This window comes from Pleomorphochaeta caudata, from assembly GCF_055395745.1.
The window spans coordinates 1,975,311-2,000,211 of the sequence record NZ_AP042458.1 but is presented as its reverse complement, the minus strand read 5'-3'; the positions used below and the strand labels follow the sequence as shown (position 1 = coordinate 2,000,211).

At 29.2% G+C, this 24,901-nt stretch carries 23 protein-coding genes and 2 tRNA genes; 14 read left to right on the top strand and 11 right to left on the bottom strand.

Annotated elements, in window-relative coordinates:
* The 7 genes from ACZ5RS_RS09350 to ACZ5RS_RS09320 all read right to left on the bottom strand — a co-directional run bounded on the left by ACZ5RS_RS09350 (position 1) and on the right by ACZ5RS_RS09320 (position 6,647).
* On the bottom strand, positions 1–666 hold the full coding sequence (locus ACZ5RS_RS09350) for a YggS family pyridoxal phosphate-dependent enzyme (RefSeq protein WP_464634732.1): 666 nt from the start codon (positions 664–666) through the stop codon (positions 1–3).
* 97 nt (positions 667–763) lie between these two features.
* Positions 764–1,579, bottom strand: coding sequence for a putative ABC transporter permease (locus ACZ5RS_RS09345; RefSeq protein WP_464634730.1), 816 nt, complete (start codon positions 1,577–1,579; stop codon positions 764–766).
* An 18-nt stretch (positions 1,580–1,597) separates the two neighbouring features.
* Positions 1,598–2,344, bottom strand: a complete 747-nt coding sequence (locus ACZ5RS_RS09340) for an ABC transporter ATP-binding protein (protein WP_464634728.1) — start codon at positions 2,342–2,344, stop codon at positions 1,598–1,600.
* Positions 2,341–3,315: an ABC transporter ATP-binding protein gene (locus ACZ5RS_RS09335; protein ID WP_464634726.1), complete on the bottom strand. Its 975-nt coding sequence runs from the start codon at positions 3,313–3,315 to the stop codon at positions 2,341–2,343. The genes ACZ5RS_RS09340 and ACZ5RS_RS09335 overlap by 4 nt, the downstream gene beginning before the upstream one ends.
* Complete coding sequence (locus ACZ5RS_RS09330) at positions 3,308–4,129, bottom strand: ABC transporter permease (RefSeq protein ID WP_464634724.1); 822 nt, start codon at positions 4,127–4,129, stop codon at positions 3,308–3,310. Before ACZ5RS_RS09330 ends, ACZ5RS_RS09335 begins: the two co-directional genes overlap by 8 nt.
* 8 nt (positions 4,130–4,137) lie before the next feature.
* The gene (locus ACZ5RS_RS09325) at positions 4,138–5,079 is read right to left on the bottom strand and encodes an ABC transporter permease (RefSeq protein ID WP_464634722.1); all 942 of its coding nucleotides are present in this window, start codon (positions 5,077–5,079) and stop codon (positions 4,138–4,140) included.
* A 71-nt stretch (positions 5,080–5,150) separates the two neighbouring features.
* Positions 5,151–6,647: an ABC transporter substrate-binding protein gene (locus tag ACZ5RS_RS09320; RefSeq protein ID WP_464634720.1), complete on the bottom strand. Its 1,497-nt coding sequence runs from the start codon at positions 6,645–6,647 to the stop codon at positions 5,151–5,153.
* Between the two features lie 171 nt (positions 6,648–6,818).
* Here ACZ5RS_RS09320 and ACZ5RS_RS09315 point away from each other — a divergent pair.
* Positions 6,819–6,890, top strand: a tRNA-Val gene (locus tag ACZ5RS_RS09315).
* A 124-nt stretch (positions 6,891–7,014) separates the two neighbouring features.
* Positions 7,015–7,086 (top strand) — tRNA-Val (locus tag ACZ5RS_RS09310).
* A 102-nt stretch (positions 7,087–7,188) separates the two neighbouring features.
* On the opposite strand, the gene ACZ5RS_RS09305 is transcribed toward ACZ5RS_RS09310, so the two are convergent.
* Entirely contained in the window at positions 7,189–7,647 is a 459-nt protein-coding gene (locus ACZ5RS_RS09305; protein WP_464634718.1) for a MarR family winged helix-turn-helix transcriptional regulator, read from the bottom strand.
* Positions 7,648–8,088: 441 nt separating this feature from the next.
* Here ACZ5RS_RS09305 and ACZ5RS_RS09300 point away from each other — a divergent pair, with 441 nt between their 5' ends.
* From ACZ5RS_RS09300 to ACZ5RS_RS09280, 5 genes are all read left to right on the top strand, one after another.
* Positions 8,089–9,039 (top strand): ABC transporter substrate-binding protein, encoded by a 951-nt coding sequence (locus tag ACZ5RS_RS09300; RefSeq protein ID WP_464634716.1) that lies wholly within the window; start codon positions 8,089–8,091, stop codon positions 9,037–9,039.
* Positions 9,040–9,046: 7 nt separating this feature from the next.
* On the top strand, positions 9,047–10,261 hold the full coding sequence (locus ACZ5RS_RS09295; RefSeq protein ID WP_464634714.1) for a quaternary amine ABC transporter ATP-binding protein: 1,215 nt from the start codon (positions 9,047–9,049) through the stop codon (positions 10,259–10,261).
* 1 nt (position 10,262) lies between these two features.
* A complete protein-coding gene (locus tag ACZ5RS_RS09290) occupies positions 10,263–10,562 on the top strand; it encodes a hypothetical protein (protein ID WP_464634712.1) in 300 nt (99 codons plus the stop codon).
* Positions 10,457–11,107 (top strand): ABC transporter permease, encoded by a 651-nt coding sequence (locus ACZ5RS_RS09285; protein WP_464634710.1) that lies wholly within the window; start codon positions 10,457–10,459, stop codon positions 11,105–11,107. The genes ACZ5RS_RS09290 and ACZ5RS_RS09285 overlap by 106 nt, the downstream gene beginning before the upstream one ends.
* Before the next feature lie 87 nt (positions 11,108–11,194).
* Positions 11,195–12,409, top strand: coding sequence for an ornithine cyclodeaminase, nickel-pincer nucleotide-dependent (locus ACZ5RS_RS09280; RefSeq protein WP_464634708.1), 1,215 nt, complete (start codon positions 11,195–11,197; stop codon positions 12,407–12,409).
* Between the two features lie 56 nt (positions 12,410–12,465).
* On the opposite strand, the gene ACZ5RS_RS09275 is transcribed toward ACZ5RS_RS09280, so the two are convergent.
* Both ACZ5RS_RS09275 and ACZ5RS_RS09270 read right to left on the bottom strand, forming a co-directional pair.
* Entirely contained in the window at positions 12,466–13,968 is a 1,503-nt protein-coding gene (locus tag ACZ5RS_RS09275) for an IMP dehydrogenase (protein ID WP_464634706.1), read from the bottom strand.
* Positions 13,969–14,121: 153 nt separating this feature from the next.
* The gene (locus ACZ5RS_RS09270) at positions 14,122–15,969 is read right to left on the bottom strand and encodes a glycoside hydrolase family 13 protein (RefSeq protein WP_464634704.1); all 1,848 of its coding nucleotides are present in this window, start codon (positions 15,967–15,969) and stop codon (positions 14,122–14,124) included.
* Positions 15,970–16,262: 293 nt separating this feature from the next.
* Between ACZ5RS_RS09270 and ACZ5RS_RS09265 the strand changes: the two genes are divergently transcribed.
* The 6 genes from ACZ5RS_RS09265 (at position 16,263) to ACZ5RS_RS09240 (ending at position 22,953) form a co-directional block, all read left to right on the top strand.
* Positions 16,263–17,621, top strand: coding sequence for an ABC transporter substrate-binding protein (locus ACZ5RS_RS09265; protein ID WP_464634702.1), 1,359 nt, complete (start codon positions 16,263–16,265; stop codon positions 17,619–17,621).
* Positions 17,622–17,682: 61 nt separating this feature from the next.
* Positions 17,683–18,525 carry a carbohydrate ABC transporter permease gene (locus ACZ5RS_RS09260; protein ID WP_464634701.1) on the top strand — a complete coding sequence of 281 codons (843 nt, stop codon included), beginning with the start codon at positions 17,683–17,685 and terminating at the stop codon, positions 18,523–18,525.
* Entirely contained in the window at positions 18,522–19,367 is an 846-nt protein-coding gene (locus tag ACZ5RS_RS09255) for a carbohydrate ABC transporter permease (protein ID WP_464634700.1), read from the top strand. Before ACZ5RS_RS09260 ends, ACZ5RS_RS09255 begins: the two co-directional genes overlap by 4 nt.
* 46 nt (positions 19,368–19,413) lie before the next feature.
* Positions 19,414–20,454: a LacI family DNA-binding transcriptional regulator gene (locus tag ACZ5RS_RS09250; RefSeq protein ID WP_464634698.1), complete on the top strand. Its 1,041-nt coding sequence runs from the start codon at positions 19,414–19,416 to the stop codon at positions 20,452–20,454.
* Between the two features lie 9 nt (positions 20,455–20,463).
* Positions 20,464–21,981, top strand: a complete 1,518-nt coding sequence (malQ, locus tag ACZ5RS_RS09245; protein WP_464634696.1) for a 4-alpha-glucanotransferase — start codon at positions 20,464–20,466, stop codon at positions 21,979–21,981.
* A 93-nt stretch (positions 21,982–22,074) separates the two neighbouring features.
* The gene (locus ACZ5RS_RS09240) at positions 22,075–22,953 is read left to right on the top strand and encodes a GGDEF domain-containing protein (protein ID WP_464634694.1); all 879 of its coding nucleotides are present in this window, start codon (positions 22,075–22,077) and stop codon (positions 22,951–22,953) included.
* 37 nt (positions 22,954–22,990) lie between these two features.
* Here ACZ5RS_RS09240 and ACZ5RS_RS09235 read toward each other — a convergent pair whose 3' ends face one another.
* The gene (locus ACZ5RS_RS09235) at positions 22,991–23,617 is read right to left on the bottom strand and encodes an adenylate kinase (RefSeq protein WP_464634692.1); all 627 of its coding nucleotides are present in this window, start codon (positions 23,615–23,617) and stop codon (positions 22,991–22,993) included.
* A 219-nt stretch (positions 23,618–23,836) separates the two neighbouring features.
* Between ACZ5RS_RS09235 and ACZ5RS_RS09230 the strand changes: the two genes are divergently transcribed.
* Positions 23,837–24,898, top strand: coding sequence for a uracil phosphoribosyltransferase (locus ACZ5RS_RS09230; RefSeq protein ID WP_464634690.1), 1,062 nt, complete (start codon positions 23,837–23,839; stop codon positions 24,896–24,898).
* Positions 24,899–24,901 lie beyond the last annotated feature (3 nt).

Sequence of the window (24,901 nt, the reverse complement as noted above, 5' to 3'; positions counted from 1 at the left end):
TTATTTAGAATAATCTCGATTTCCAAAGATTTTTGTTCCAATTCTTATTATGGTTGAGCCTTCTTCAATTGCAATTTTATAATCACCACTCATACCCATACTAAGTTCGTCAATCTTATAATCTAATTCTTTTTCTAAATTCTCTTTTATTTCTCTAACCCTTTTAAAAGCGGCTCTTATTTCTACATCTCCACCATTTAAAGGACCAATTGTCATAATCCCAATTAAATTAACATTTGAATATTCAATTGCTAATTTAGCAGCTTCTTTAATTTCTTCATATGTTTCAAAACCAGTTTTATTTTCATCTTTTGAACTATTATATTCTAACATAACATTTATTGTTTTATTAAATTCTTTAGCATATTGATTTATTTTATTTAAAATTTTTATTGAATCAACACTATCAATTGAGTCAAATAATTCAACTGCTTTTTTACATTTATTTGATTGTAAATGACCGATTAAATGCAAATCTAAATCTTTTAATCTAGCTTCTTTTAAAGGAAATTTAGAATCCACTTCTTGAACTCTATTCTCACCAAAAAGTCTCTCTCCAAAACTATATGCTTCTTCAATAGCTTTATATGGATGTGTTTTACTAACACACATTAGTTTTACTTTATTATTTAATTGAGAATGTATTTGATCTAATATATCTTTCATAGTTATTACTGATTTGTATAAATATTATATAATTAAAATATAATAATTTAATTATTAATATACAATATTTAACAATTTCAATATTCCTCCTATATTATTATTTATTATATTTTTTACGTTTTAGTTTTAATTCTTCGTATTGTTTTTTGCCTTTATTCAACCAAATAGTAAAGTCTGTTCTAACTTTTTCAAGTTGAGAATTAACAAATTTGTTTCTGCTTTGCATACTTGGGAAAGCCAAAATGATTCTCTTATTTCTTCTAGCTAGTCTAGCCTTTCTAATTGCTAACTCTTCAGCCCATTTATCTTTGAGAGATTGGATTAAGTCATCTGCCATTTCATCTTTATTGAAAGCCAATAATTTTTCTTTAAACTCTTCACTCTTATCACGTAATTCTTCAAGGGCTTTATTAAAGGTAGACATTTTAGCAGCTGAGAAGGCAAAGTCTAAACTCATTAATAATAATATAACAATGGCTGTATAATATTGAGCTAAATCTGGAATAAGATCTACTAAACTTACAACAAAAGGATGAATAACATAAACCATTAATAAACTTAATAAGCCAAACATAGTAGAATTTAATAAACAAACTCTACCATTGATATTCATAAAATAAGTACTATAATCCCACAATTTAATATGGAAAACTTTCTCTAAGAGATAAGATCCTATATATTCAATAATACTTGTTATTATCATACCAGCAAAAAATAGTAGTATTATATTATTGATAAAAGGATCTAAGAGATATAAAACACTCATAGCACCAAAACCGTAGATTGGTAAATATGGGCCATGTAAAAAACCTCTATTTACGATTTTCTTTGCAGCAACAGAACAATATATTTCTTCACAAAGCCAGCCTACAAAACAATATATAAAAAAGAAAATTATCTCTCGGTTAATCATTTATCTCTCCCAAAAATATCAATAAATATTATTAAACAAATTTTTTGTATATGAATCAATAGGATTTTCAAACAACTTCTTTGTTTCTTGAATCTCTACAATCTCACCTTTGTTTAATACTGCTATTCTATCACATATATAACCTACAACATTTAAATCATGAGAAATAAACAAAAAAGTTAAGTTTAATTTTTCTTTTAAATCATTTAATAAATTTAAAATACCAGCTTGGATGCTAATATCTAAAGCTGAAACACACTCATCAAGCACTACAAATTTAGGGTTTAATATTAAACTAATTGCAATAGCTAATCTTTGTCTTAACCCACCGGATAGCTGATGAGGGAAACTGTTTTTATATTTTTTATCTAGTCCAACTAATTCCATCATTTGATCAACTCTTTGTGCTCTTTGGTCTTTATCTTTACAGTTATGAATAATTAAAGGTTCTTCTATTAAGTACCCTACTGTTTTTTTGCTATCTAAAGAGCTATATGGATCTTGAAATACTATTTGAACATTTCTATAAAAATTCTTGTATTGTTTTTTCTTCTTAATTTGAGATAAATCAATATCATCAATTAATATATTACCATCATAACCTGTTAATAATTTTAAAAGTAGCAAAGCAATTGTAGTTTTGCCAGATCCACTATTTCCAACTAAGCCAAAAGTTTCACCTTTGTTTATTTTAAAAGAAAGATTTTTTAAAATTTGATTATCTTTATAGGAATATGAAACATTATTTACTTCCACAAAACTCATAAGTTTAACTCCTTAGCAAAGTGACAACGAACTAGGCTATTCTCAATACATTCTAATTTTGGTTTTTTATTAAAACATATTTCTTTTGCAAATTCACATCTTGGAGCAAAAGGACATATATTCTCTTTTCTATCTTCCAATCTTGGAACTATTCCTTTAATAGAGTGAAGTCTTTTTCCTTTTTGTGATACAGAAGGTAATGATTTTAGTAAAGCCTTTGTATAAGGATGTTTAGGTTTATTAATTAAATTATCTACACTAGCGCTCTCAACAATTAATGAAGCATACATTACATAAACTTTGTCACAAAACTTTTTAACCAATGATAAATCATGAGATATAAATAAAACTGCTGTTCCAAGTTTCTCATTCAAATCATTTAATATCTCAAGAATTTGATTTTGTATGGTAAGATCCAAAGCAGTAGTTGGTTCATCAGCTATTAATAGTAATGGATTATTAATCAATGCCATTGCTATCATAACTCTTTGTCTCATTCCACCAGATAATTGATGTGGATAACTATTATAAATTCTATCAAAGTCATCTAAGCCTACCATCTGCATCATTTTTTTTACTTTTTCTTGAATATTTAAATCATTTTTATTATGAGTTTTTAGTGCTTGAGATATTTGATTACCAATTTTTAAAAGAGGATTTAAAGCAGTCATTGGTTCTTGAAAGATCATAGAAATATCATTACCTCTAATGGTATTTAATTCATTAATATTTAATTTTAATAAATTACTATTTTTATAATTAATTTCTCCACCAACAATTTGAGCATTAGCTGGCTGTAAACTAAGAATTGATAAAGCCGTTAGGCTTTTTCCACATCCACTTTCTCCAACTAATGCAACTTTTTCACCTTTATCTATATTTAAATTAACAGTATCAACTGCCTTAACAATTTTATTATTTATATTAAATGCTAATGAAAAATCTTTTATATCCAATACTGTATTATTCATGCTCTTTTTTCTCTTCCAAAACTTTATTTATACCATCACCTAATAAATTAAATCCCATAACTAATAATATTATAAAAAAGGCAGGAATCAAGACATAGGATGGCTTTTGAAGAATATAGGACTGAGCTTCACTTACCATTTTCCCCAAACTTGGATTTGGAGGCTGTATTCCTAAACCTAAATAACTAAGTCCAGCCTCTGATAAAACAGCTGTAGCAAAAGTTAAAGAGGCTGTAACTAATAATTCACCATATATATGATTAAAGATATGAACAACCATAATTCTAAGAGTATTAGCCCCTCTTGCTTTGGTGGCTAATATAAATGGTGAATTTCTATATTTATAATAACCACTTCTACTCATTCTAGAAAATTTGGGTATACTCATTATTGTCAAAGCAATTATTATATTTTGAGTGCTTGCTCCAAATACAGCAATTAGCATTAATGCAATTAATACACCAGGGAAAGCCATAAAAGTATCAATAACTTTCTTTGTTATTTCATCAATTGCTCCACCAAAATAACCAGCAATTGCTCCAATAGGAGTGCCAATTAAAAAACCAAATAGAACTACATAAAATCCAATTTCAATACTTAATCTAGAACCGACCATTACTCTTGATAATATATCTCGACCTAAATGATCTGTCCCAAAAGGATGTTGAAATGAAAAAGAAGCTAATTTATTCTTTATATCTACTTCATTTATATTGTATGGGAGATGAATTAATCCAATTAAAACTATTAGCAATATAAAAGCTAAAAATATAAATCCAAATAAGAAGTTTTTGTTTTTAAAATATCTTTTCACAATAGCTCCTATTTAATACGAATTCTTGGATCGATAATCTTATACAACATATCAATTAAAAAATTGACAAGAATAACAATACTAGAGAGATACAATACCAAAGCTTGTATTAAAGGTAAATCTCGACTAGTAATACTTGAGGTTATTAATCTTCCTATACCTGGTAGTGAAAATACATTCTCAACTATTATACTCCCACCTAAAATATCTGTAATTATTAGACCAATTATAGTAACAACTGGAATTAAAGCATTTCTTAAAACATGTCTATATAAAACAGTTTTTTCTCTTATTCCTATACTATATGCTGTTCTAACATAATCCATTTTTAATTGCTGATTTACACTAGTATTTAAGTATCTAACAACAATTGATGAAGCCCCAATTGCAATTGAAACACTTGGTAATAATAAGCTTCTAATATTTAATATAGGATTAGAAGAAAAAGAAACATATCCAATAGATGGTAATAATCTTAAATTAACCGTAAATATTGCAATTAAGAAAATACCAAGACAAAAGGATGGCACACTCATTCCAATTTGAGACAATATACTTAAAGGGATAAAACTCTTTTTATCCCTTTTTGTTACTAATAATAGACCTAATGGTATTGAAATAACTAAAGTAAGAATTAAACTAAAAAAAGCTAATTGCATAGTTACTTTTAAAGCATCAGAAATTAAAGAAGATACAGGTGTTTGATATTTATAGGAAATTCCTAAATCTCCTTTTGAAATATCACCTAACCAATTGAAATATCTATATACAGCTGGAGAGTCCAAATCCATTGTCTCTCTTAACTGTGCAATTTGCTCTTCACTTGCATCAATTCCTAATATTACTTGAGCTGGATCTCCTGGAAGGATATTAAATATAGAAAAAGTAATAACAGAAGCTAAAAAAAGTGTGAGTAAAGCATTTAATAATTTTCTAATAAAATACAGCATAATTTTCCTTATATTCTTTCTAAGTTTATTATACTATAATTTTTTTATTTATAGCTACTAGCAAAACTTTATTATTTCTCATACCTCAAGCTCGCAAAATCAATCAAGCCTGCAGGATAATATTTATATCCAACTAAATCTTTTCTCATAACTGCGGTATTATTTGGATCACATAACCAAACAGAAGCACTAGTATCACTTAAAATCTTTTGAGCTTCTTTATACAATTGTGCTCTCTTATTCTCATCAACAGTTTTAGCTGCTTCTTCAATTATTTTATCGTATTGTGGATTAGAATAATTAATAAAATTTCTCTTATATGTAGTTTCATATCTAGAGAGAATATCATTTGGATCAATTTTACCAGCTAGTCCTATTATTGTACTTTGATAATTTCTATTTGTATAAACTTCTTCTAACCAAGTTCCCCATTCAACATTTTTTATATTAACTTTAATATTTAATGCTTCAGCTTCACTAGCAAGAATTTGAGATGAATTTACATGTTGATAATAATTAGATGGAACAGTAATCTCCATTTCAAAACCATCCCCATAACCTGCTTCTTCTAACAATTGTTTTGCTTTTGCTAAATCTCTCTTATAATAATTGTCTAAATCATGATTATAATAAAAATCCATTACTGGACTGAAATTTGTATGCAATTCAGTGCCATAACCACCAAATACACCATCAATTATATCAGCTCTGTTAACCATCAAGTTTAAAGCTAATCTAACTTTTTCATTATCAAAAGGAGCTCTATCATTATTTAGTGCCCAAAGAATTACCATATTCATTGGAGAACTTACTACTTTAAAATCATTTTCTAAAAGTTTTGCATTATCACTTGATACTGTAGCTAAATCTAATTGATTAGATTTTAATGCACTAACAACAGATGCTTCATCACTAATTATATAAACTTCTGCTGTTTTTATTGTTGGGAATCTATCTTTATTGTAATAATCATCAAATCTTTCTAAAACTACTTTTTGAGATGGAATATATTCTACAAATTTATAGGGGCCACAACCAATTGGTTTTGTAGCTTGTTGGTCATATCCTCTTGGTAAAACAGCAATGGTTGTTGTAGATAAAAAAGCGCTAGAAGGTTCTTCTAAAGTAAATTGAACTGTATAATCATCAAGTGCTTCAATATTTTTTATACCACTATAAGCAGCAGCATTAGCAATATCTCCACTCATATTCATTAAATTTTCATAAGTATATAAAACATCATCACTAGTCAAATGCTCATTATTATGAAAATAAACATTATCCCTTAATTTAAAAGTATATACATCTTGAGCATCATTTACTTCAAAGGATTGTGCAATTGCAGGATATAAACTACCATCGCTATCAAATTTCATTAAACCTTCAAAAACGTTGTTAAAAATAGCCTTAGTATCTACGGCTGCACTTAGCCATGGATCTAATGAATCAGGTTCCGATGCTATATTTACTCTTACTATATCTGTTGTATCTTCACTTTCACCCTTACATCCAGAAAAAAATATTAACAAAGAAATCATAATCAATATTAAAAATATTCTATTCTTCATCCCTAACCCCTTTACTCAAAATAAATATAAATTGTGTCACATTGTTAGTATATATAAAAAAAAATATATCCACTAGTAGGAGAATAATTTTTATTAAAATTATTTTTTACTTTTTTTCCTTTTTTGTGTTGACTAAATAAAGGCATCTTTGATATATTCCATAACGTACTCGGGCGGATAGCTCAGTGGGAGAGCGGTTGCCTTACACGCAACTGGTCGGGGGTTCAAATCCCTCTCCGCTCACTTTAAGATTCTCTTTTTCAAGGGAATCTTTTTTTTATCTTTTTTCAATTTTTCTTTTTTTTACAAAAAATTTTATAACTAGTTGACATAAGAATTGCAAAGTGGTATTGTCCATAACGTGCTCGGGCGGATAGCTCAGTGGGAGAGCGGTTGCCTTACACGCAACTGGTCGGGGGTTCAAATCCCTCTCCGCTCAACTTAAGATTCTCTTTTGAGAATCTTTTTTTTTGCTTTTTTTCACAAAAAAAATGCTCTAACTGTTTTAGTTAAAGCATATATATTTAAATAATCTATTGTTCTATTCTACGGTTTCTTCTGGAATATGTTTTACATTTAAAAGAGTTTCTAACCTCTCTAAAGATGTTAAAATCATCATTTGTTCCCATTTTTCTAATTTATTAAAATTAGTATAAAAATCTTCCTGTAATAAATTAACATCATTTTTCAAGATTTCTTTAGATTTATCAGTTAAAACAATATTAACTTTTCTTTTATCTAAAAGATTACGTTGTCTCTTTGCATAACCTTGTAATTCCAATCTATCTAAAATGCTTGTTACTGTAGCTTGGGATAAACTTATATCTTTTGCAATTGCTGAGATTTGCATATTTGAATTATTTGCGATTGCTTTTAATACCATTAGTTGGGGACCTGTAAGTCCAAACTGTTTCTTTAATTTTTTTGAATGCAAATCAATAGAGCGATCTATTTTCCTTAATGAAATAAAAACATCTTCTGCAATACTATAATGTTCCATTACTATCCACCTACTTATACTTAAAAACTAAAGCATTAAATAATCTTTAGTTTTAAATTATTATTGCTAATATTTTTTATTACTACAAAAATATTATTATAATTTATATTTCTATAATTTATTATAATTAATTTCAATATTAAATAATAATTATAGCTATTATAAAAATAAAAGATTTAATTTTTTTATATTTTTTTCATCTATTTTTACATTAAAAACTCCCTAGATTCAATAAAAACATTTTAAAAAAGCCAAAATTATTTAGTATTATAAATATTATATATTTTACTAATTTTTATCAAGATAGTGCATTTAAATGCTTATGTTAAGCTTTTTTTACTTCTATTACTAAGTAAAAATTTTATACAGTTGACAGATTTTATATAAATTGTTTAGTATTATAATAAATTAAAATTTAACATTATAGAGAGAGGTATAAATATGAAAAAAGCAATTGGTTTATTAATTATTATTTTATTAGTTCCAACATTTTTATTCGCAAATGGCGAAAAAGAAGCAGATACACAGACTATAGTATTTGGAGATGTTTCCTGGGATAGTGTACAAGTGCATAACAGAATTATGGGATTCATCATTGAAAATGGACTTGAAGGCTATAAAGCTGACTATGTTCCTGGAGATACAATGCCCATAATCAATGGAATCATTCAAGGTGATGTTGATGTTGATATGGAATCTTGGCATTCAAATGTTTATGAAATTTACAAAAAAGGTGTTGATTCTGGCAATCTAGTTGATTTAGGACAAAACATGCCTGATGCTCCACAAGGTTGGTGGGTTCCAAGATACTTAGTTGAAGGCGATGATGCTCCAGCTCCTGATTTAAAGAGTGTTTCTGACTTACCTAAATATGCACACCTATTCACTGATCCTGAAGATTCATCAAAAGGTATAGTATATGGTGGTGTAGCTGGTTGGGGACAATTAGAAATCTCAGAAGATATTTTTAATGAATATGGCCTTGGCGATACTTATAACTTAGGTGTTACAGGTTCTGGTTCAGCTTTAGCAGGTAGCATGGTTGGATCCTACAAAAAACACGAAGGTTGGGTTGGATATTATTGGGCTCCTACTGCAGTATTAGGAAAATTAGATATGATTAGACTAAAAGGCAGTGAATTTGATCCGGCCCTTGTAAATATCTTAGTTAACAAATCTATGTTAGAAAAAGCTCCTGATGTTGTAGAAATCTTAAAAAAATATTCTACAAGTGTTGATGATAATAATAAATTCTTAGCAAAAATGGACGATGAAGGTTGGTCAACAGAAGAAACTGCTCGTTGGTTCTTAGAAACTCAGGAAGATGTTTGGACAAAATGGGTTTCATCAAATGTAGCAGAAAAAGTTAAAGCAGCTCTAAAAAATAACTAGGAGAATTATGGAAAATAAAGAATTAGATAAACCTCAAGTAATTATTGAGGATGTGTGGAAACTGTATGGAAAAGATCCAAAAAAAGTTTTTACGAAAAAATTAATGAATGAATCTAAAAACACAATCCAAGAAAAAACAGGATGTATTCTAGGGTTAAAAAGCATTAACCTAGAAATAAAAAAAGGTGAATTCTATATACTTATGGGTCTCTCCGGTAGTGGTAAATCTACATTAATTAGATCGCTAATACGTTTAGTTAAACCTACAAAAGGATCAATTATAATAAATGATCAAGATATTACTAAAATGAATAATGAACAATTATTACAATTTAGAAGAGATACCTTTGGAATGGTTTTCCAACATTATGGACTTCTACCCCATTTAACTGTTTTAGACAATGCCGCCTATGGTTTAAAAATTAAAGGAATACCAAAAGGTGAAAGATATGCAAAAGCGATGCAAACCTTAGAGACAGTTGGATTAAAAGGCTGGGAAGATTATTATCCCGGTTCATTAAGTGGTGGTATGCAACAAAGAGTTGGACTTGCAAGGGCTTTAGCAAACGATCCTGAAATTCTTTTAATGGATGAACCTTTTAGTGGATTAGATCCATTAATTAGAAGACAAATGCAAGATGAGTTAGTTGAGCTTCAAGAAAAATTAAAAAAGACAATTATATTTGTAACTCACGATTTACATGAAGCATTAAAGCTTGGTGATGAAATAGCAATTCTAAGAGATGGAGAAGTAGTACAAGTAGGATCTCCTGAAGAAATTGTTACAAGTCCAGCAGATGAATATGTACAAGAATTTGTTCAAGATGCTTCCCCTGCAAGGGTTTTAACGGCTGGCAATATTATGAGTGAACCTAATTTATTAACTTATGCTTGGGAAGGCCCAAAAACGGCCTTAACATTAATGCATTCCAATAAAAGAAGAGCTGCATTTATTGTTAATAAATCAAGACAATTACTTGGAGTAATTAGAGAAAAAGAGCTTGAAAAATTATTAGAAGCTGAAGAAAAATTAAAAACTATTCCTTCATCTGCAATAAAAAAAGTGCCTACTGTACAAGAAGATACTTTAATTGAAGATATGTTTTCAATAATAACAAAGAATCCATGGCCAATTCCTGTAGTAGATGAAAAAAATAAACTTAAAGGAGTTGTGACAACCGACCAAATCTTCGAGTCTCTTTCTCCCTTAGGAGGTGAATAATATGATTGAATTTCCAGAAGTAATTAATATACCATTAGCAAAAGCAATTGATTCATTAATGGATTGGCTATTATTACACCTTGGTGGTTTTTTTGATGTAATTGGTGCAATTATATTACATGTAGTACAAGCACTCGAAAGTTTATTATTATTTACACCTTGGTTTGTAATTATCCTATTAGTTGGACTTGCGGGGTGGAAACTCCTTGGCAAAATAAGTACTGCAATAACTTTTATGCTGATGATGTTTGTAATTGGTGCATTTGGATACTGGGATTTAGCCATGAGAACCTTAATTTAGTTTTAGCATCTGTTGTTTTCTCTTTACTAATTGGATTACCAACAGGTATAAAAATGGCTAGAAGTGATAGAGCAGAAAGACTTTTAAAACCTTTATTAGATGCTATGCAAACTATGCCAAGTTTTGTATACCTTATTCCTGCATTAATGTTCTTTGGCATGGGAAAGGTACCTGCAATGTTTGCAACCATTATTTATGCAGTTCCACCTGTAATTAGATTAACTAACGTAGGTATTAGAACAGTAGATATTGAAGCACTAGAAGCTGCTAAAGCTTTTGGTGCTACACCAAAACAAATTTTATTTGATGTACAACTACCCCTAGCAAAACCTTCTATTATGGTTGGAATCAACCAAACTACAATGATGGCACTAGCAATGGTAGTTATTGGTTCTATGATTGGAGCAAAAGGTCTTGGTATGGAAGTCTTATTAGCAATCAGTAGAATTGAAGTTGGAAGAGGTTTTGAAGCTGGTATTTCTATCGTATTTATGGCAATTATTATTGATAGAATCACCCACTCTTTCTCAAAAAAAGATAAATAATATATTTTATTTTTATAGCCCTTATCAACAAATGGTAAGGGTATTTTTTTATTTGTTTATTAGCATTTTATATAGTAAAATAATTTTATGAAAACAAATATTTATCAAGCTAGAGGTCACTTAATTGATTCCGGCCTCTTTTCTAAAATAGTGAACACAATATTAAATGAAGGTTTAGACTATAGTGTTAAAGAAATTTCAATCGGGAAAAAACAAGATGAAAATTCCATTGTAAAATTTTCTATAAGTGCTGAGTCTGAAGAACAATTAGATAATATTCTTAAAAAGATTTCCCCTTTTGGTGTTTTTGTTTTAAACCCCAAAAATGCTATATTTGAAAAAGCTGATAAAGATAAACATGCTCCAAATAATTTTTATTCTACAACAAATCACAAAACTGAAGTTTTTACTGATGATAAATGGATTGAAGTAAAAAATCAAAGAATGGATGCTGTAATTGTAAAATATGATAATCAAAATCTCCAATGTGTAAAATTAAGAGATGTAAAAAAAGGAGATAATATTTTACTTGAAGGAGATTCATTAAGGATTTACCCTCCTCAAATTGAAAACAAAAAAGATAATTTTTCTTTTATGTCAAACGATGTATCCTCGGAGAGAAAATGTGAAATTTCTGTCTCTAAAATAGTAAATCAAATAAAAGAAATTAAAAAAAATAATGGTAAAATTGTTTTTGTTGCAGGACCTGTTGTAGTTCATACTGGAGGAGCCGACTATCTTTCTGCTCTTATTAGAAATGGCTATGTAGACGGCTTTCTTGGAGGAAATGCTATTGCTGTTCATGATCTTGAATCAAGATTCTTCAACACATCTCTTGGAATTGATGTAAGAAATGGCCAAGTAACCGAACATGGGCATAATCATCATATGAAAGCAATAAACATTATATATGGACAAGGTTCTATTGAAAAAGCAATTGATAACGGTATTTTAAAAAGTGGAATTATGTATGAATTAATTTCTAACAAAATTCCTTATTGCCTAGCCGGATCTATCAGAGATGATGGCCCATTACCTGAGACGGTTAATGATATGATTGAAGCTCAAAGACAATATGCAAATATCATAAAAGGCACAGATATGATTATCATGTTATCTACTATGTTACATAGTATCGGAACTGGAAATATGACCCCATCCATTACAAAAACAATCTGCGTTGATATTAATCCTGCCGTCGTAACAAAATTATCTGATAGAGGAACAGGTCAAGCAATTGGAGTTGTAAGTGATGTTGGATTATTCTTAAAATTACTATCAGAGCAGTTAAACTGCGTTTAAAACAATGGCCTATTGTAAAAACTACAATAGGCCATAAATATATATATAAAATTTAATTAATTTTTATTTCCTCTTTCCTTTAGTACAACATCATGAGCACCACCTTCAACAATTGAGGTTGAAGAAACTACTGTTAATTTTGCATTTTCTCTTAATTCTTCTAGAGTCAAAGCACCACAGTTACACATAGTACTTTTAACTTTATGAAGAGATTTTTGAACATTTGAATGAAGACTTCCTGCATATGGAACATATGAATCAACTCCTTCAACAAATGATAGTTTTTTCTCACCACCTAAATCATATCGTTGCCAGTTTCTTGCTCTTGCACTACCCTCACCCCAATATTCTTTCATATATGCACCATTAACATTAATTAATTGAGTTGGGCTTTCATCAAATCTAGCAAAGTATCTACCTAGCATCAAAAAGTCTGCGCCCATTGCTAAGGCTAAAGTCATATGATAATCATGAACGATACCACCATCAGAACAAATTGGAATATAAACACCTGTTTCTTGAAAATATTCATCTCTAGCTCTTGCTACTTCAATCAATGCAGTAGCTTGTCCTCTACCAATACCTTTAGTTTCTCTAGTAATACAAATAGAACCACCACCGATACCTACTTTAATAAAGTCAGCACCAGCTTCTGCTAAGAACCTAAAACCTTCTTTATCAACAATATTACCAGCTCCGACTTTTACATCATCACCATATTTTTCTCTAATAAAACTTAATGTGTTTTTCTGCCATTGGGTAAAGCCTTCAGAACTATCAATACATAAAACATCACAACCTGCTTCAATTAATGCTGGAACTCTTTCAGCATAGTCTCTTGTGTTAATACCAGCACCAACAATATAACTTTTATTAGCATCTAATAATTCATTAGGATTGTCTTTATGTGTATCATAGTCTTTTCTAAAAACAAAATATTTTAATCTTTGTTCTTCATCTATAATCGGTAAAGCATTTAATTTATTATCCCAAAGAATATCATTAGCTTTTGATAAAGTAACACCTTCTTTTGCATAAACTAATTTATTATAAGGGGTCATAAAATCTTTTATCTTAGTATCTAAGCTCATTCTAGATATTCTATAATCTCTAGAAGTAACGACACCTAATAATTTACCATTTTGACTACCGTCTTCTGTAATTGCAACAGTTGAATGGCCAGTCCTCTCTTTTAAATCAAGGATATCTTGCAAAGTATCATTTTCACTTAAATTTGAATCTGATGGAACAAACCCAGCTTTAAAAGCTTTAACTTTTTTTACCATTTCTGTTTGATTTTCGATTGATTGAGAACCAAAAATAAAAGAACACCCGCCTTCACGAGCAAGTGCAATTCCCATTTTTTCTCCACTAACACTTTGCATAACCGCACTGACTAACGGAATATTCAAATTAAATTTACTTTGTGAACCCTTAGTATATTTCACTAAAGGTGTGTTTAACTTTACATTGTTTACGATGCATTTATCGCTTGAAAATCCTGGAACCAATAAATATTCTGAAAAGGTTCTAGAAGGTTCATCAAAAAAGAATGCCATAATAATAACTCCTGCTTTTTGACAACCTATAATGACCTAAAAATAAAATAATTGCAACTTAACACTAACTTATTCCTAAAAAAAATATTCATTTTTTTTACAAATAACTCAAATGTATAATAAAGTTGCAATTATTATAATATTTTGTTTATATTATTTTCTGGTAAAAATAATTAAAGCATTTTCTTTTGGATTTAAATAAACTTTTTTATCAACAACTTTTGTATCAAATACGGATTTTTCTACTTTGTCCAAAGTTAAATATGGAATATCTAAATCAAGTTCCATTTCTTTATCATTTTTATTTAAAATACTAAATATTACCTTTTGTGAATTATATCTAGCTAAAACAAAAAGATTATCATCTAGATTTAAAAGTTTATAAGAACTTAAATATAAAACATCATTATAATCAGATCTAAAAGCTCCTAAAGTTTTATATAAATTATAAAAATCTTTATTCCATTTATCCTTATCCCATTGCATTGGATATCTGCTCATTTCCACAGAACCCATTGAACCAGCGATTCCAATTTCATCACCATAATAAACACTTGGCATACCAGGAAGGGTATACATAAGGATAATTGCACCTTTATAATTATTCCAATCAAACACTTCAGTATTATTATGAAGTCTTGGCGTATCATGGGAGTCAATCAAGTTCATTTGAAATTGTGCCATTTGTGCAGGAATTGAATCTAATTGAGCATCTATTGCTTTAGTTAAATCCATTTCACTATATTCATTTACTTTTCTAGGAGAATGTCCCCAGTTGTTACAAGTAAATCTATCTTCTTCTCCCATCCATCTTCTAATGGGTCTACTACAACCAATATAATTCATTGTTGCATCCCATTGATCTCCTTGAAGATGAGCTGAACTATCAATCCAACTTTCTCCCAAAATATAATCATTAGGACTAACCGCTTTTATACTCTTTCTAACTTCTTTCCAAATTTCATCATTAAATTGATCCTCATCCTTTCTACCAACCTCATCGGCAACATCAAATCTCCAACCATCTTGATTAAAAGGAGCTTTTAAGAATTTTTTAATAACAGAGTTTTCATCTCTATACATTAAATCTCTTAACTCTTGATTATTATAATTTAGTTGTGGAAGTGTTTTTACACCTTGCCAGAAAGTAATATTATTATTTTCATCAATATAATAATAAGCTGCTTCCTTAGAGTTTTTATCATTTAATGCAGTTTTAAACCAAGGGTGCTCAATACCAGTATGATTTATTGAAATATCTACAATAACTTTTATTGATTTTTTATGTGCCGCTTCAATTAAAGAAATTAAAGCTTCATTTCCACCAAGATTCGGATCAACATGAAAAAAATCACAGCAATCATATCTATGAGTTGTTTTAGAAACCCCAATAGGATTCAAATATATACAATTTACTCCTAAACTCTTTAAATAATTTAATGAATCTTCTACTCCTTTCAAATCACCATTATAAAAATCTACACATCTACCTTTTTCAAATTCCAATGGAGGTTGATCAAAGTTTCTCTCGATAGTTAAAGCACCATCAAATTCATACTGATTATCCTTAACTCCAATTTCTGGATTACCATTTCTAAATCTATCTGGAAAAATTTGGTAACAGACTGAATTACTAGGCCAAAGTGGTGCTTCGATATCTACTTTTATTTCAAAACTATCATTATCACAAGGTTGAAATACACTAACCCCTCTTTTACTGTAATTATAAAATACAAGATTCCTTTCAAAGGTAAAATTCAATAAAGTATCTTCTTCAATAATGAAATTTCCACTATATAAAGCTAATTCATTATTTAAGTTTTTTTCTATACTTAAAATTAAAGAATCCCAACTTCCATTCTTCTTATAATTCAATCTAACAAAATTTAAATCACTTAATCCAATAATATTAATTTTTATTTTTTCACCTTTTTTAGGATATAAAGGGGAAACAAAATTTCCACTAATATTAAAATCAAAATAATTGTTTATATCTAACATAATTCTCCCTTAAATTTTCTTTTTCCTCTTTATTACACTGGCTTTATTAAAAAATATCAACATTTTTCTAAGAAAACAGTTAAATTTAATTAATTTTTACTTGTAAACCGGTTTTCTACTTAACATAATTTAATATAAATATAGCAAAATAGTGGCAAACTAAAACTTTTATAAAATTATTAACATTTTAGTTGACCGGTTTACAAAACCGGTTTAGTATAGCGTAGTAAACTTAAATTTCAAGAATTATTTTTGAAAATATTTAATGATTTTTTGAAAAAGGAGAAAATCAAATGAAGAAAAGTTTAGTCTTACTAACTACTCTATTAGTACTTGGCGCATCATTATTCGCAAACGGTACATCAGAATCAAAAGCAACTGATGAAGTTTATTTCTTAAACTTTAAACCAGAAGTAGCAGATATTTATACTGAAGAAGTAGCACCTGCTTTTGAAAAAGAAACTGGTATTAAATTAAAAGTTGTTACAGCTGCATCAGGACAATATGCCTCAACACTAAAGAGTGAAATGGCAAAAAGTAATCCACCTGCTGTTTTCCAAACAAACGGACCTATTGGTTTAGCTGCTGATAAAGACAATGCAATGCCTTTAACTGACACTAAATTCTATTCAATTTTAGGTGACAAATCCATGGCACTACAAATTGATGGACAACCTGCTGCTATTCCTTATGCTGTTGAAGGTTATGGTATTATTTATAATGCTGCAATTATGCAAAAATACTTTGACTTAGCTTCTAAGAAAGTTAATGTATCTAGTATGGAAGAAATTAACAACTTTGCAACATTAAAAGCTGTTGTAGAAGATATGCAAGCTAATAAAGATGCTTTAGGAATTAAAGGTGTATTTGCATCAACATCCATGAGTGCTGGTAACGATTGGAGATGGCAAACTCACTTAGTTGATGTTCCACTATGGGCAGAATTCAAAGAAATGTCTGGTTATAACAGTATTGTTGAAGCTGGTTTAGCTGCAAGCACATCAGATTTCAAATACAACCAAAACTTCAAAGCTTTATTCGATCTATATTTAAACAATTCAACAATTGCACCAACATTAATTGGTTCAAAGAGTGTAGATGATTCAATGGCTGAATTTGCTTTAGGTCAATGTGCTATGGTACAAAATGGTAACTGGGGTGCTGGTCAAATTTTAGGTGTAACTGGTAATAAAGTTTCTCCTGATGATATTAAATTTATTCCATTATACATGGGCTTAGATGGTGAAGAATCTCAAGGTTTATGTGTTGGTACAGAAAACTATCTATGTATTAATAATAACTTATCTGATGCAGCAAAAGCTAACGCTGATGAATTCCTATATTGGTTATTTGCATCTGATACAGGTAAAAAATTAGTACAAGAAAAACTAGGTTTCATTACTCCATTTAACACATTCACAGAAGCTGAAATGCCTTCAGATCCTCTAGCTAAAGATGTAATCAAATGGATGAACAAAGATGGCGTATCTAGCGTTCCTTGGGCTTTCGCAGCAATTCCTTCACAAGAATTCAAAAACAACTTTGGTGCTGATTTACTACAATATGCACAAGGTCAAATGACTTGGGCTACAGTAGTTAAAGATTACCAAAACAATTGGGCATCAGAATATAAACTTGCTCATAACAACTAAAGAAAATATAATATAAGCTGTCTTTATGACAGCTTATATATTAAAAAGAGAAGGATTAGGTATGCAGAAAGCATTAAAAAAATATTTCGCACTATTTGCGCTCCCTGGCTTAATTTGTTTCGCTATAGCCTTTTTTATCCCTATGATAATGGGATTAATATTATCATTTTGCAAATTTACTGACGTTACTAATGCTACTTGGATAGGCCTTGAAAATTACAAATATGTGTTTCTTAATGGAGAATTTACTAATGCCTTATGGTTTACTGTAAAATTCACCATCGTAAGTGTTGTTTCAATTAATATAATTGCATTCTCACTTGCTATACTTTTAACTAGAAATGTACCAGGAACAAATGTTTATAGAACTATATTCTTTATGCCAAACCTTATTGGCGGAATCGTTCTAGGTTGGATATGGCAGATCATTTTAAATGGATTTTTATTAAAATACCAAGTTACTTTAGTTACTGATCCAAAATATGGATTTTGGGGATTAGTAATATTAATGAATTGGCAAAATGTTGGATATATGATGATTATCTATATCGCTGGATTAATTAATATACCAAAAGAATTAATTGAAGCTGCAGAAATTGATGGAGCTAACAGAAGAGATACCCTCTTCCATGTAACAATCCCTTCAATTATGCCATCAATTACTATCTGTTCATTCTTAACTCTTACAAATGGGTTTAAACTATTTGACCAAAACTTAGCTTTGACAAATGGTGGACCTGGAAAAACCACAGAAATGCTTGCTTTAAATATTTTCAATACTTTCTATGGTAGAGTCGGATTTGAAGGTGTTGGACAAGCAAAAGCTGTTGTATTTACAATCATTGTAGCAATACTTGCTCTAACACAATTACATTTTACTAGAAAGAAGGAGGTTGAGGCATGAGCACAATCGGAAGAAAAAAATCTACTACGATTATTATATCTATAATATTAATTGCTTTAACTATAGTCTTTTTAGCTCCAATCTTTGTTGTATTATACAATTCTTTTAAATTAAAATTTTTTATAAATGATAGACCTTTCGCCCTACCTTTTAAGACAGAGATGTATGCTGGTTGGATGAACTATGATACAGGGATTAACAAAATCCACTTTTTTAAAGCCTTTGGATATTCCCTATTTATTACAGTTTTTTCTGTAATTGCTATATCAGTAGTAACTAGTATGTTAGCTTGGTATTTAACAAGAGTTAAATCAAAGTTTACTTCAATAACATTCTCTCTATTAATGTTTAGCATGATTGTTCCTTTCCAAATGGTAATGTTTACAATGAGTAAAACTGCAAACATATTACATTTAGACAATCCAATTGGAATTATAATATTATATGTTGGATTTGGATGTGGATTAGCAACTTTCCTCTTCTCGGGATTTATAAAAAGTGTCCCTATTGCATTAGAAGAAGCTGCTATGATAGATGGAGCAACACCTGTTTCTACATTTTTCCAAATTGTATTACCTATGTTAAAACCAACAGCAATTACTGTTGCAATATTAAATACAATGTGGGTTTGGAATGACTATCTATTACCATATTTAACAATTGGTAATGATTATAAAACGATACCAGTAGCTATTCAATATTTAAGAGGTGGCTATGGTTCTGTAGATATGGGTGCTATGATGGCAATGCTAGTTTTAGCTATGATTCCAGTAATAATCTTTTATTTGATTTGTCAAAAATTCATTATAAGTGGTGTTGTAGCCGGAGCTGTAAAAGGTTAGAATAAATTCATTATAATTTATCTATAAATCAAATTGAGGGAAAAAAATGAGACAAAAGAGAACAACAATTATTGATCTTGCAAAAGCATGCAATGTATCAAAAACTACTATTTCTTTTGCTTTTAATAATCCAGAAAGGATTGGAAAAGAAACCTACGACTTAATTATGCAAAAAGCTAAAGAGTTAGATTATATTCCAAATCCAGCAGGAAGAAATTTTAGCTTAAAGAGAAAACAAACTATAGGTTTTCTTTTGCCTCAACAATTTGAAGGGACTTTTAGTAATCCTTATATTACACAAGTTATTCAAGGAATTGGAGATATATGTACCGAAAGAGATTACACTTTAACTTTAATTCCTCCTTTTAACGATAATATGAACGATGCTGTTTATAAAGTTTCTGTAGATGGCTTAATTACAATGGGTATTAATGTTGAAATGGACATTGTTGAATCTTTAAAAAGAATGTTCATACCATTTGTTACCATTGATGGACATCCTGGAGAAGATACACCATCAATAAACATTGATAACAAAGCTGCATCTTATGATTTAATGAAAGAAGTTTTGGAAAATGGTCATAGAAATATTGCAATAGTAGCTCTTAAAGAAAGTGAATATGAAAAAAGTATGAGATTTGAAAGTACCACACAAATCAGACTTTCAGGCTTTGAAAAAGCCTTAAATGAATATGGTATTTCCTTATCTGACCCTAATATTAATATTTATGATGAAGAGTGTTTCATAGAAGCTGGTATGAATGTAGCAAAACAAATTGTTAAAACCAATAAAGATGCTACTTGTATCGTTTGTATGAGTGATGTTATAGCAATAGGCTGTATTACTTATTTAAAACAAAATTCTTATAAAATTCCTCAAGATTTTTCTGTTGTTGGATTTGATAATATTAAAACATCCACAATAGTAACCCCTAACCTAACTACAATTATGCAAGCATCAATAGAAAAAGGAGAAATAGCTGCAAAAACTTTATTCGATTTAATTGATAAAAATGAAATTGCAACTATTCATAAAATCCTACCCCACAGACTTATAAAACGAGATTCACTTAAAAAAATTAATTAGGGGATTAAAATGAGCTTAAATAAAAGAAACAATGGAATTCTTTTACATATAACTTCTTTACCTAGTAAATATGGAGTCGGAGATTTTGGAGATGAGGCTTTTGCTTTTATCGACTTTTTAAAACGTAGTAAAGTTGGCTTTTGGCAATTATTGCCCTTAGGTCCAACTGGATATGGCAACTCTCCATATTCTTCACGAAGTACTTTCGCGGGGAATGAATATCTACTTAGTATAGATTCATTAATAGATGATGGGTATTTAAATACAGAAGACACAAAAGTATTCACTAACATTAATGAAGGTTATATTGACTTTAATATAGTAGAGAATTTGAAAAAACCTCTACTATTTAAGGCCGCAAATAACTTTATTAAAATGCAAAAAGAAACAGATGAATTTGAAAAGTTCATTAGTGAAAATGCATTTTTCCTAGATGACTATGCCATCTTTATGGCATTAGTAGATCACTACTATGACGCAAGATGGTATAGCATTTGGGATCAGGCTATTGCAAAAAGAGAAGAAAAAGCTTTAGAAAAAGTAAGAAAAGACTTTAAAACTGAAATCTTACAATATAAAGTTTTACAATACTTATTCTTTAAACAATGGTTTGCTCTAAAAAAATATGCCAATAAAAATGATATACAAATAATTGGGGATTTGCCTATTTTTGTTGCTGGAGACAGTGTAGATTCTTGGTCTAATATTCATTTATTTAAAACTGATGACAATAATAATTATACTGATGTTTCAGGTTGTCCTCCTGATAGTTTTACAAGCGATGGTCAACGCTGGGGGAACCCTGTATATAATTGGGAAGTTCATAAAAAAAATAATTACAAATGGTGGATTGCACGTATTAAGCAACAGTTAAAGCTTTATGATATCATTAGAATAGATCATTTTAGAGGATTTGAAGCTTATTGGGAAATTCCAAGTTCTCATACCACTGCAAAGCATGGTAAATGGGTAAAAGGACCTGGACAAGAACTCTTTGATGCTATAAGAGAGGAACTAGGCGAATTACCAATTATTGCTGAAGATTTAGGGTTCATGACAAAAGAAGTTGAAATACTAAGAATGAACAATAAATTTCCTGGCATGAAAATTGGTATATTTGGATTCTCCTGGGATGATAATAATAATTTTGACTACTCAAATATAGATTTACCTACAAATTATGAAGAAAATTTCATAGCTTATCCGGGAACTCATGATAACCAAACCATTAGAGGTTGGTTTAATAGCCTAAAAATTGATAAACAAAACTTTATGCTTGAATTATTATGTACAGATAAAGATAATTTTGTTTGGGCTTTTATAAAAGAAATATATTCGAGTAAAGCTAATATAGTAATAACACAAATGCAAGACTTGTTAGAAAAAGATGATAAATCTAGGATGAATATTCCTTCCACTTGTGGTCCTTTTAACTGGTCTTGGCAATTAAAATCTAACGAAAATTTAACGAATGTTGAAAACAAATTAAAACTATTAAATACTTATTATAAAAGAGTTAGTTTTTAATTAATAATTATATGATTATTGTATAATAATCATATAATTAATTTGTTCTATATATTCCTTGTTTATTTCGATTTTGAATGTTAAAATCTTGATATGAAGAATTTAATAAAGATAAACTCTAAAATTAATGAAAATGGTAGCATAGATTTCAAAGAACTCAATATAGATGATTTTAAAGAATTTGATTACTATAGAATTGTTAATCCCATAACAAAAGAAATTTTTTACAATGATAACGGCAAACTTAAATTAATTCACAATTGCAACTGTTATGATATTTGGGGTAATAATAAAAGCTGTGACTATTGTGTATCTACCAATGCTTTAGTAACGAATTCCACAAAGAAAAAATTAGAACAAATTGATGGAAATCTTTTTTTAGCTAGAGTTTTCCCAATTATCTTTGATGATAAAACATATGTTTTGGAACTCTTTCAAGATATTGGAGACAGTTATGTTAAAACCGAAAATGAAAATCTTCAACTTTCACAAATTGTAACTCAATTAAATTTACTTGCTTCAAAAGATAGTTTTTCTGGCCTATTTTCTCATGGATTTATGTACAACAAGATCATGGAAATTACTAGAGATAATATAATGCCTGTTGCCCTTTTATGTATGGATATTGATAATATGAAATATATAAACGATAACTTTGGTCATTACGAAGGAGATATCTTAATTAAAAAGATTTCTGATGAACTCATTAAACTAAATTCTGATAATGTATTTGCAGCTAGAACTGGAGGAGATGAATTCCAAGTTATTTTTATAAACTATACTAAAGAAATGGCTTTAGATTATTCAAAACCCATTCTAGATAATCTAGAAAAAATCTTAATTAAAGACAACTACTATGCTTCAACGAGCTGGGCTATTGAAGATAGAATTAAAAACCAAAATGCAAAAGAATTAATTGAAAGTGCTGATTCTAAAATGTACAAAATTAAAGATATACATCATAAAAATTAAAAAATAGCCAGATAATTACTGGCTATTAATTTTTATATTAGTTTAAAGCTTTTTTTAGTTGTTCAAATACAACAGAAGGTTCTTTACTTGCATCAATATCAATCAATAAACCTTTTTCTCTATAATAATTAATTAAAGGTTCTGTTTGAGCTTGATAAACATCAAGACGGTTTAGAATTGCTTCTTCTTTATCATCTTCTCTTTGAATTAAAGGTTCCCCTGTTTCATCATCAATTCCTTCAACTTTAGGAGGATTATATAGAATATGATAAATTTTACCAGTACTCTTACACATTCTTCTTCCTGAAAGTCTTTTGATAATTGATTCTCTATCTAAAACAAAATTAACAACAGCATCGATATTTTTCATTTCAGCTAAAGCATCTGCTTGAGCGATAGTTCTTGGAAAACCATCTAAAATAAAACCATCTTTTGTATCATCATTTGTAAAACGATCTTCAACCATTTTAATAGTAACGCTATCTGGAACTAATGCACCGCTTGCTAAAATTGCCTTAACTTCTTTTCCTAATTCAGTTTCATTTTTGATATTGTATCTAAATAAATCACCTGTAGAAATATGAGGAATCTTAAAATCATCTTTTGCGATAGCAGCAATTGTTCCCTTACCTGCTCCTGGAGGGCCTAAAAATACTAAATTCATAATACACTTAAGAGTTTAATAAACTCTTTTCTCCTTCACATAATTTTTTCTCTATTATTAATCTATTAAAAAAAACGATTTGTAGCAATATAAATAGAAAGTATAAAGCGTATTAGTTAATATTTTATCAATAAAAATAAATCGAGATTACCTATTTATATTTATTTTAGGTTGTAAAAATCAACTCTATAAGTTATGATGAATTTTCAGGAGTAGTTAATGAACAAAATCGTTTTACACGCAACTGACTTAGATGGTTTTCTACTTGAAGAAGATAAAAAAGCAATTGATCAAATAAGAGAAATGTATAAAACTTCTTTAGAAAACTGTGACATTATTGATAAATCAACGGATGAATCAGAACTTGCTAAAGCTCAAGCAAACTTAGTAACTTCTGCTTCTCAAATTGGTGATTATTTAAAAGAGTTTTGCTCTAATGAACCAAATATTCATGTATATTCATTTGAAACACCAAAAGAGCAACATGGTCAAGCTTCCCGCTTAATCGCAAAATTAAGACATCCTGATACAAGCCACGAAGAATTCTTATATTATATTCAAAGAGCTTATGAAATGATGTTCGCTCATGTATATTGTGATGCAGCCTTACCTAATAAAAGATCTTTAATTACAAAAACACCTGTAACAAATCCTGTAAGAAACTTTGCAGCTCATAAGATTCCAAATATTGACCCAACTGTTGAAAATGCAGTTATGTGTGTTATGTTAAGAGGAGCTTTGCTCCCTTCCATGATTATGAGTAAAGAAATCCAAGATTATAGTTCTAATGAATTTATTACACCTTTCGCTCTTTTTAAAATCAAAAGAGATGAAACAAAAAAAGAAAGTAATATGGATTATATTTTAGACTTAGATAAGAGTTTCTTTAATCTTGATGAATTAAATGGAAAAGATTTAATTTTTGCAGATCCAATGAATGCAACTGGTGGTTCTTTAGTTACTATTGTTAGATATTTAAAAGATGAAGGAATCAAACCTAAGTCAATTAAATTTATCAACGTTATAAGCGCATTTAAAGGTGCTGTAAGAATATGTAGAGCTATTCCTGATGTTGAAGTACATACTTTATGGATGGACCCTGTATTAAACGAAGCTGCTTATATTTTACCTGGTTTAGGTGATGCTGGAGACAGACTTAATGGACCAGATGGTGAACAACCAAGAAATATGATTCAACTTATTGCAGATTATGGTGCAAACATTACTAACTTATACAGAGATCAAGTAAGAGAAATCGAACAAACTGTATTAGGAAAATAATAT

Bases quoted from the DNA above. Each gene is read 5' to 3' on its own strand.
- ACZ5RS_RS09295 (WP_464634714.1), top strand. From the start codon at position 9,047: ATGGAAAATAAAGAATTAGATAAACCTCAAGTAATTATTGAGGATGTG.
- ACZ5RS_RS09335 (WP_464634726.1), bottom strand. From the start codon at position 3,315: ATGAATAATACAGTATTGGATATAAAAGATTTTTCATTAGCATTTAAT.
- ACZ5RS_RS09345 (WP_464634730.1), bottom strand. From the start codon at position 1,579: ATGATTAACCGAGAGATAATTTTCTTTTTTATATATTGTTTTGTAGGC.
- ACZ5RS_RS09270 (WP_464634704.1), bottom strand. From the start codon at position 15,969: ATGTTAGATATAAACAATTATTTTGATTTTAATATTAGTGGAAATTTT.
- ACZ5RS_RS09320 (WP_464634720.1), bottom strand. From the start codon at position 6,647: ATGAAGAATAGAATATTTTTAATATTGATTATGATTTCTTTGTTAATA.
- ACZ5RS_RS09340 (WP_464634728.1), bottom strand. From the start codon at position 2,344: ATGAGTTTTGTGGAAGTAAATAATGTTTCATATTCCTATAAAGATAAT.
- ACZ5RS_RS09290 (WP_464634712.1), top strand. From the start codon at position 10,263: ATGATTGAATTTCCAGAAGTAATTAATATACCATTAGCAAAAGCAATT.
- ACZ5RS_RS09260 (WP_464634701.1), top strand. From the start codon at position 17,683: ATGCAGAAAGCATTAAAAAAATATTTCGCACTATTTGCGCTCCCTGGC.
- ACZ5RS_RS09265 (WP_464634702.1), top strand. From the start codon at position 16,263: ATGAAGAAAAGTTTAGTCTTACTAACTACTCTATTAGTACTTGGCGCA.
- ACZ5RS_RS09230 (WP_464634690.1), top strand. From the start codon at position 23,837: ATGAACAAAATCGTTTTACACGCAACTGACTTAGATGGTTTTCTACTT.
- ACZ5RS_RS09250 (WP_464634698.1), top strand. From the start codon at position 19,414: ATGAGACAAAAGAGAACAACAATTATTGATCTTGCAAAAGCATGCAAT.
- ACZ5RS_RS09235 (WP_464634692.1), bottom strand. From the start codon at position 23,617: ATGAATTTAGTATTTTTAGGCCCTCCAGGAGCAGGTAAGGGAACAATT.
- ACZ5RS_RS09240 (WP_464634694.1), top strand. From the start codon at position 22,075: ATGAAGAATTTAATAAAGATAAACTCTAAAATTAATGAAAATGGTAGC.
- ACZ5RS_RS09280 (WP_464634708.1), top strand. From the start codon at position 11,195: ATGAAAACAAATATTTATCAAGCTAGAGGTCACTTAATTGATTCCGGC.
- malQ (WP_464634696.1), top strand. From the start codon at position 20,464: ATGAGCTTAAATAAAAGAAACAATGGAATTCTTTTACATATAACTTCT.
- ACZ5RS_RS09300 (WP_464634716.1), top strand. From the start codon at position 8,089: ATGAAAAAAGCAATTGGTTTATTAATTATTATTTTATTAGTTCCAACA.
- ACZ5RS_RS09275 (WP_464634706.1), bottom strand. From the start codon at position 13,968: ATGGCATTCTTTTTTGATGAACCTTCTAGAACCTTTTCAGAATATTTA.
- ACZ5RS_RS09350 (WP_464634732.1), bottom strand. From the start codon at position 666: ATGAAAGATATATTAGATCAAATACATTCTCAATTAAATAATAAAGTA.
- ACZ5RS_RS09305 (WP_464634718.1), bottom strand. From the start codon at position 7,647: ATGGAACATTATAGTATTGCAGAAGATGTTTTTATTTCATTAAGGAAA.
- ACZ5RS_RS09255 (WP_464634700.1), top strand. From the start codon at position 18,522: ATGAGCACAATCGGAAGAAAAAAATCTACTACGATTATTATATCTATA.
- ACZ5RS_RS09325 (WP_464634722.1), bottom strand. From the start codon at position 5,079: ATGCTGTATTTTATTAGAAAATTATTAAATGCTTTACTCACACTTTTT.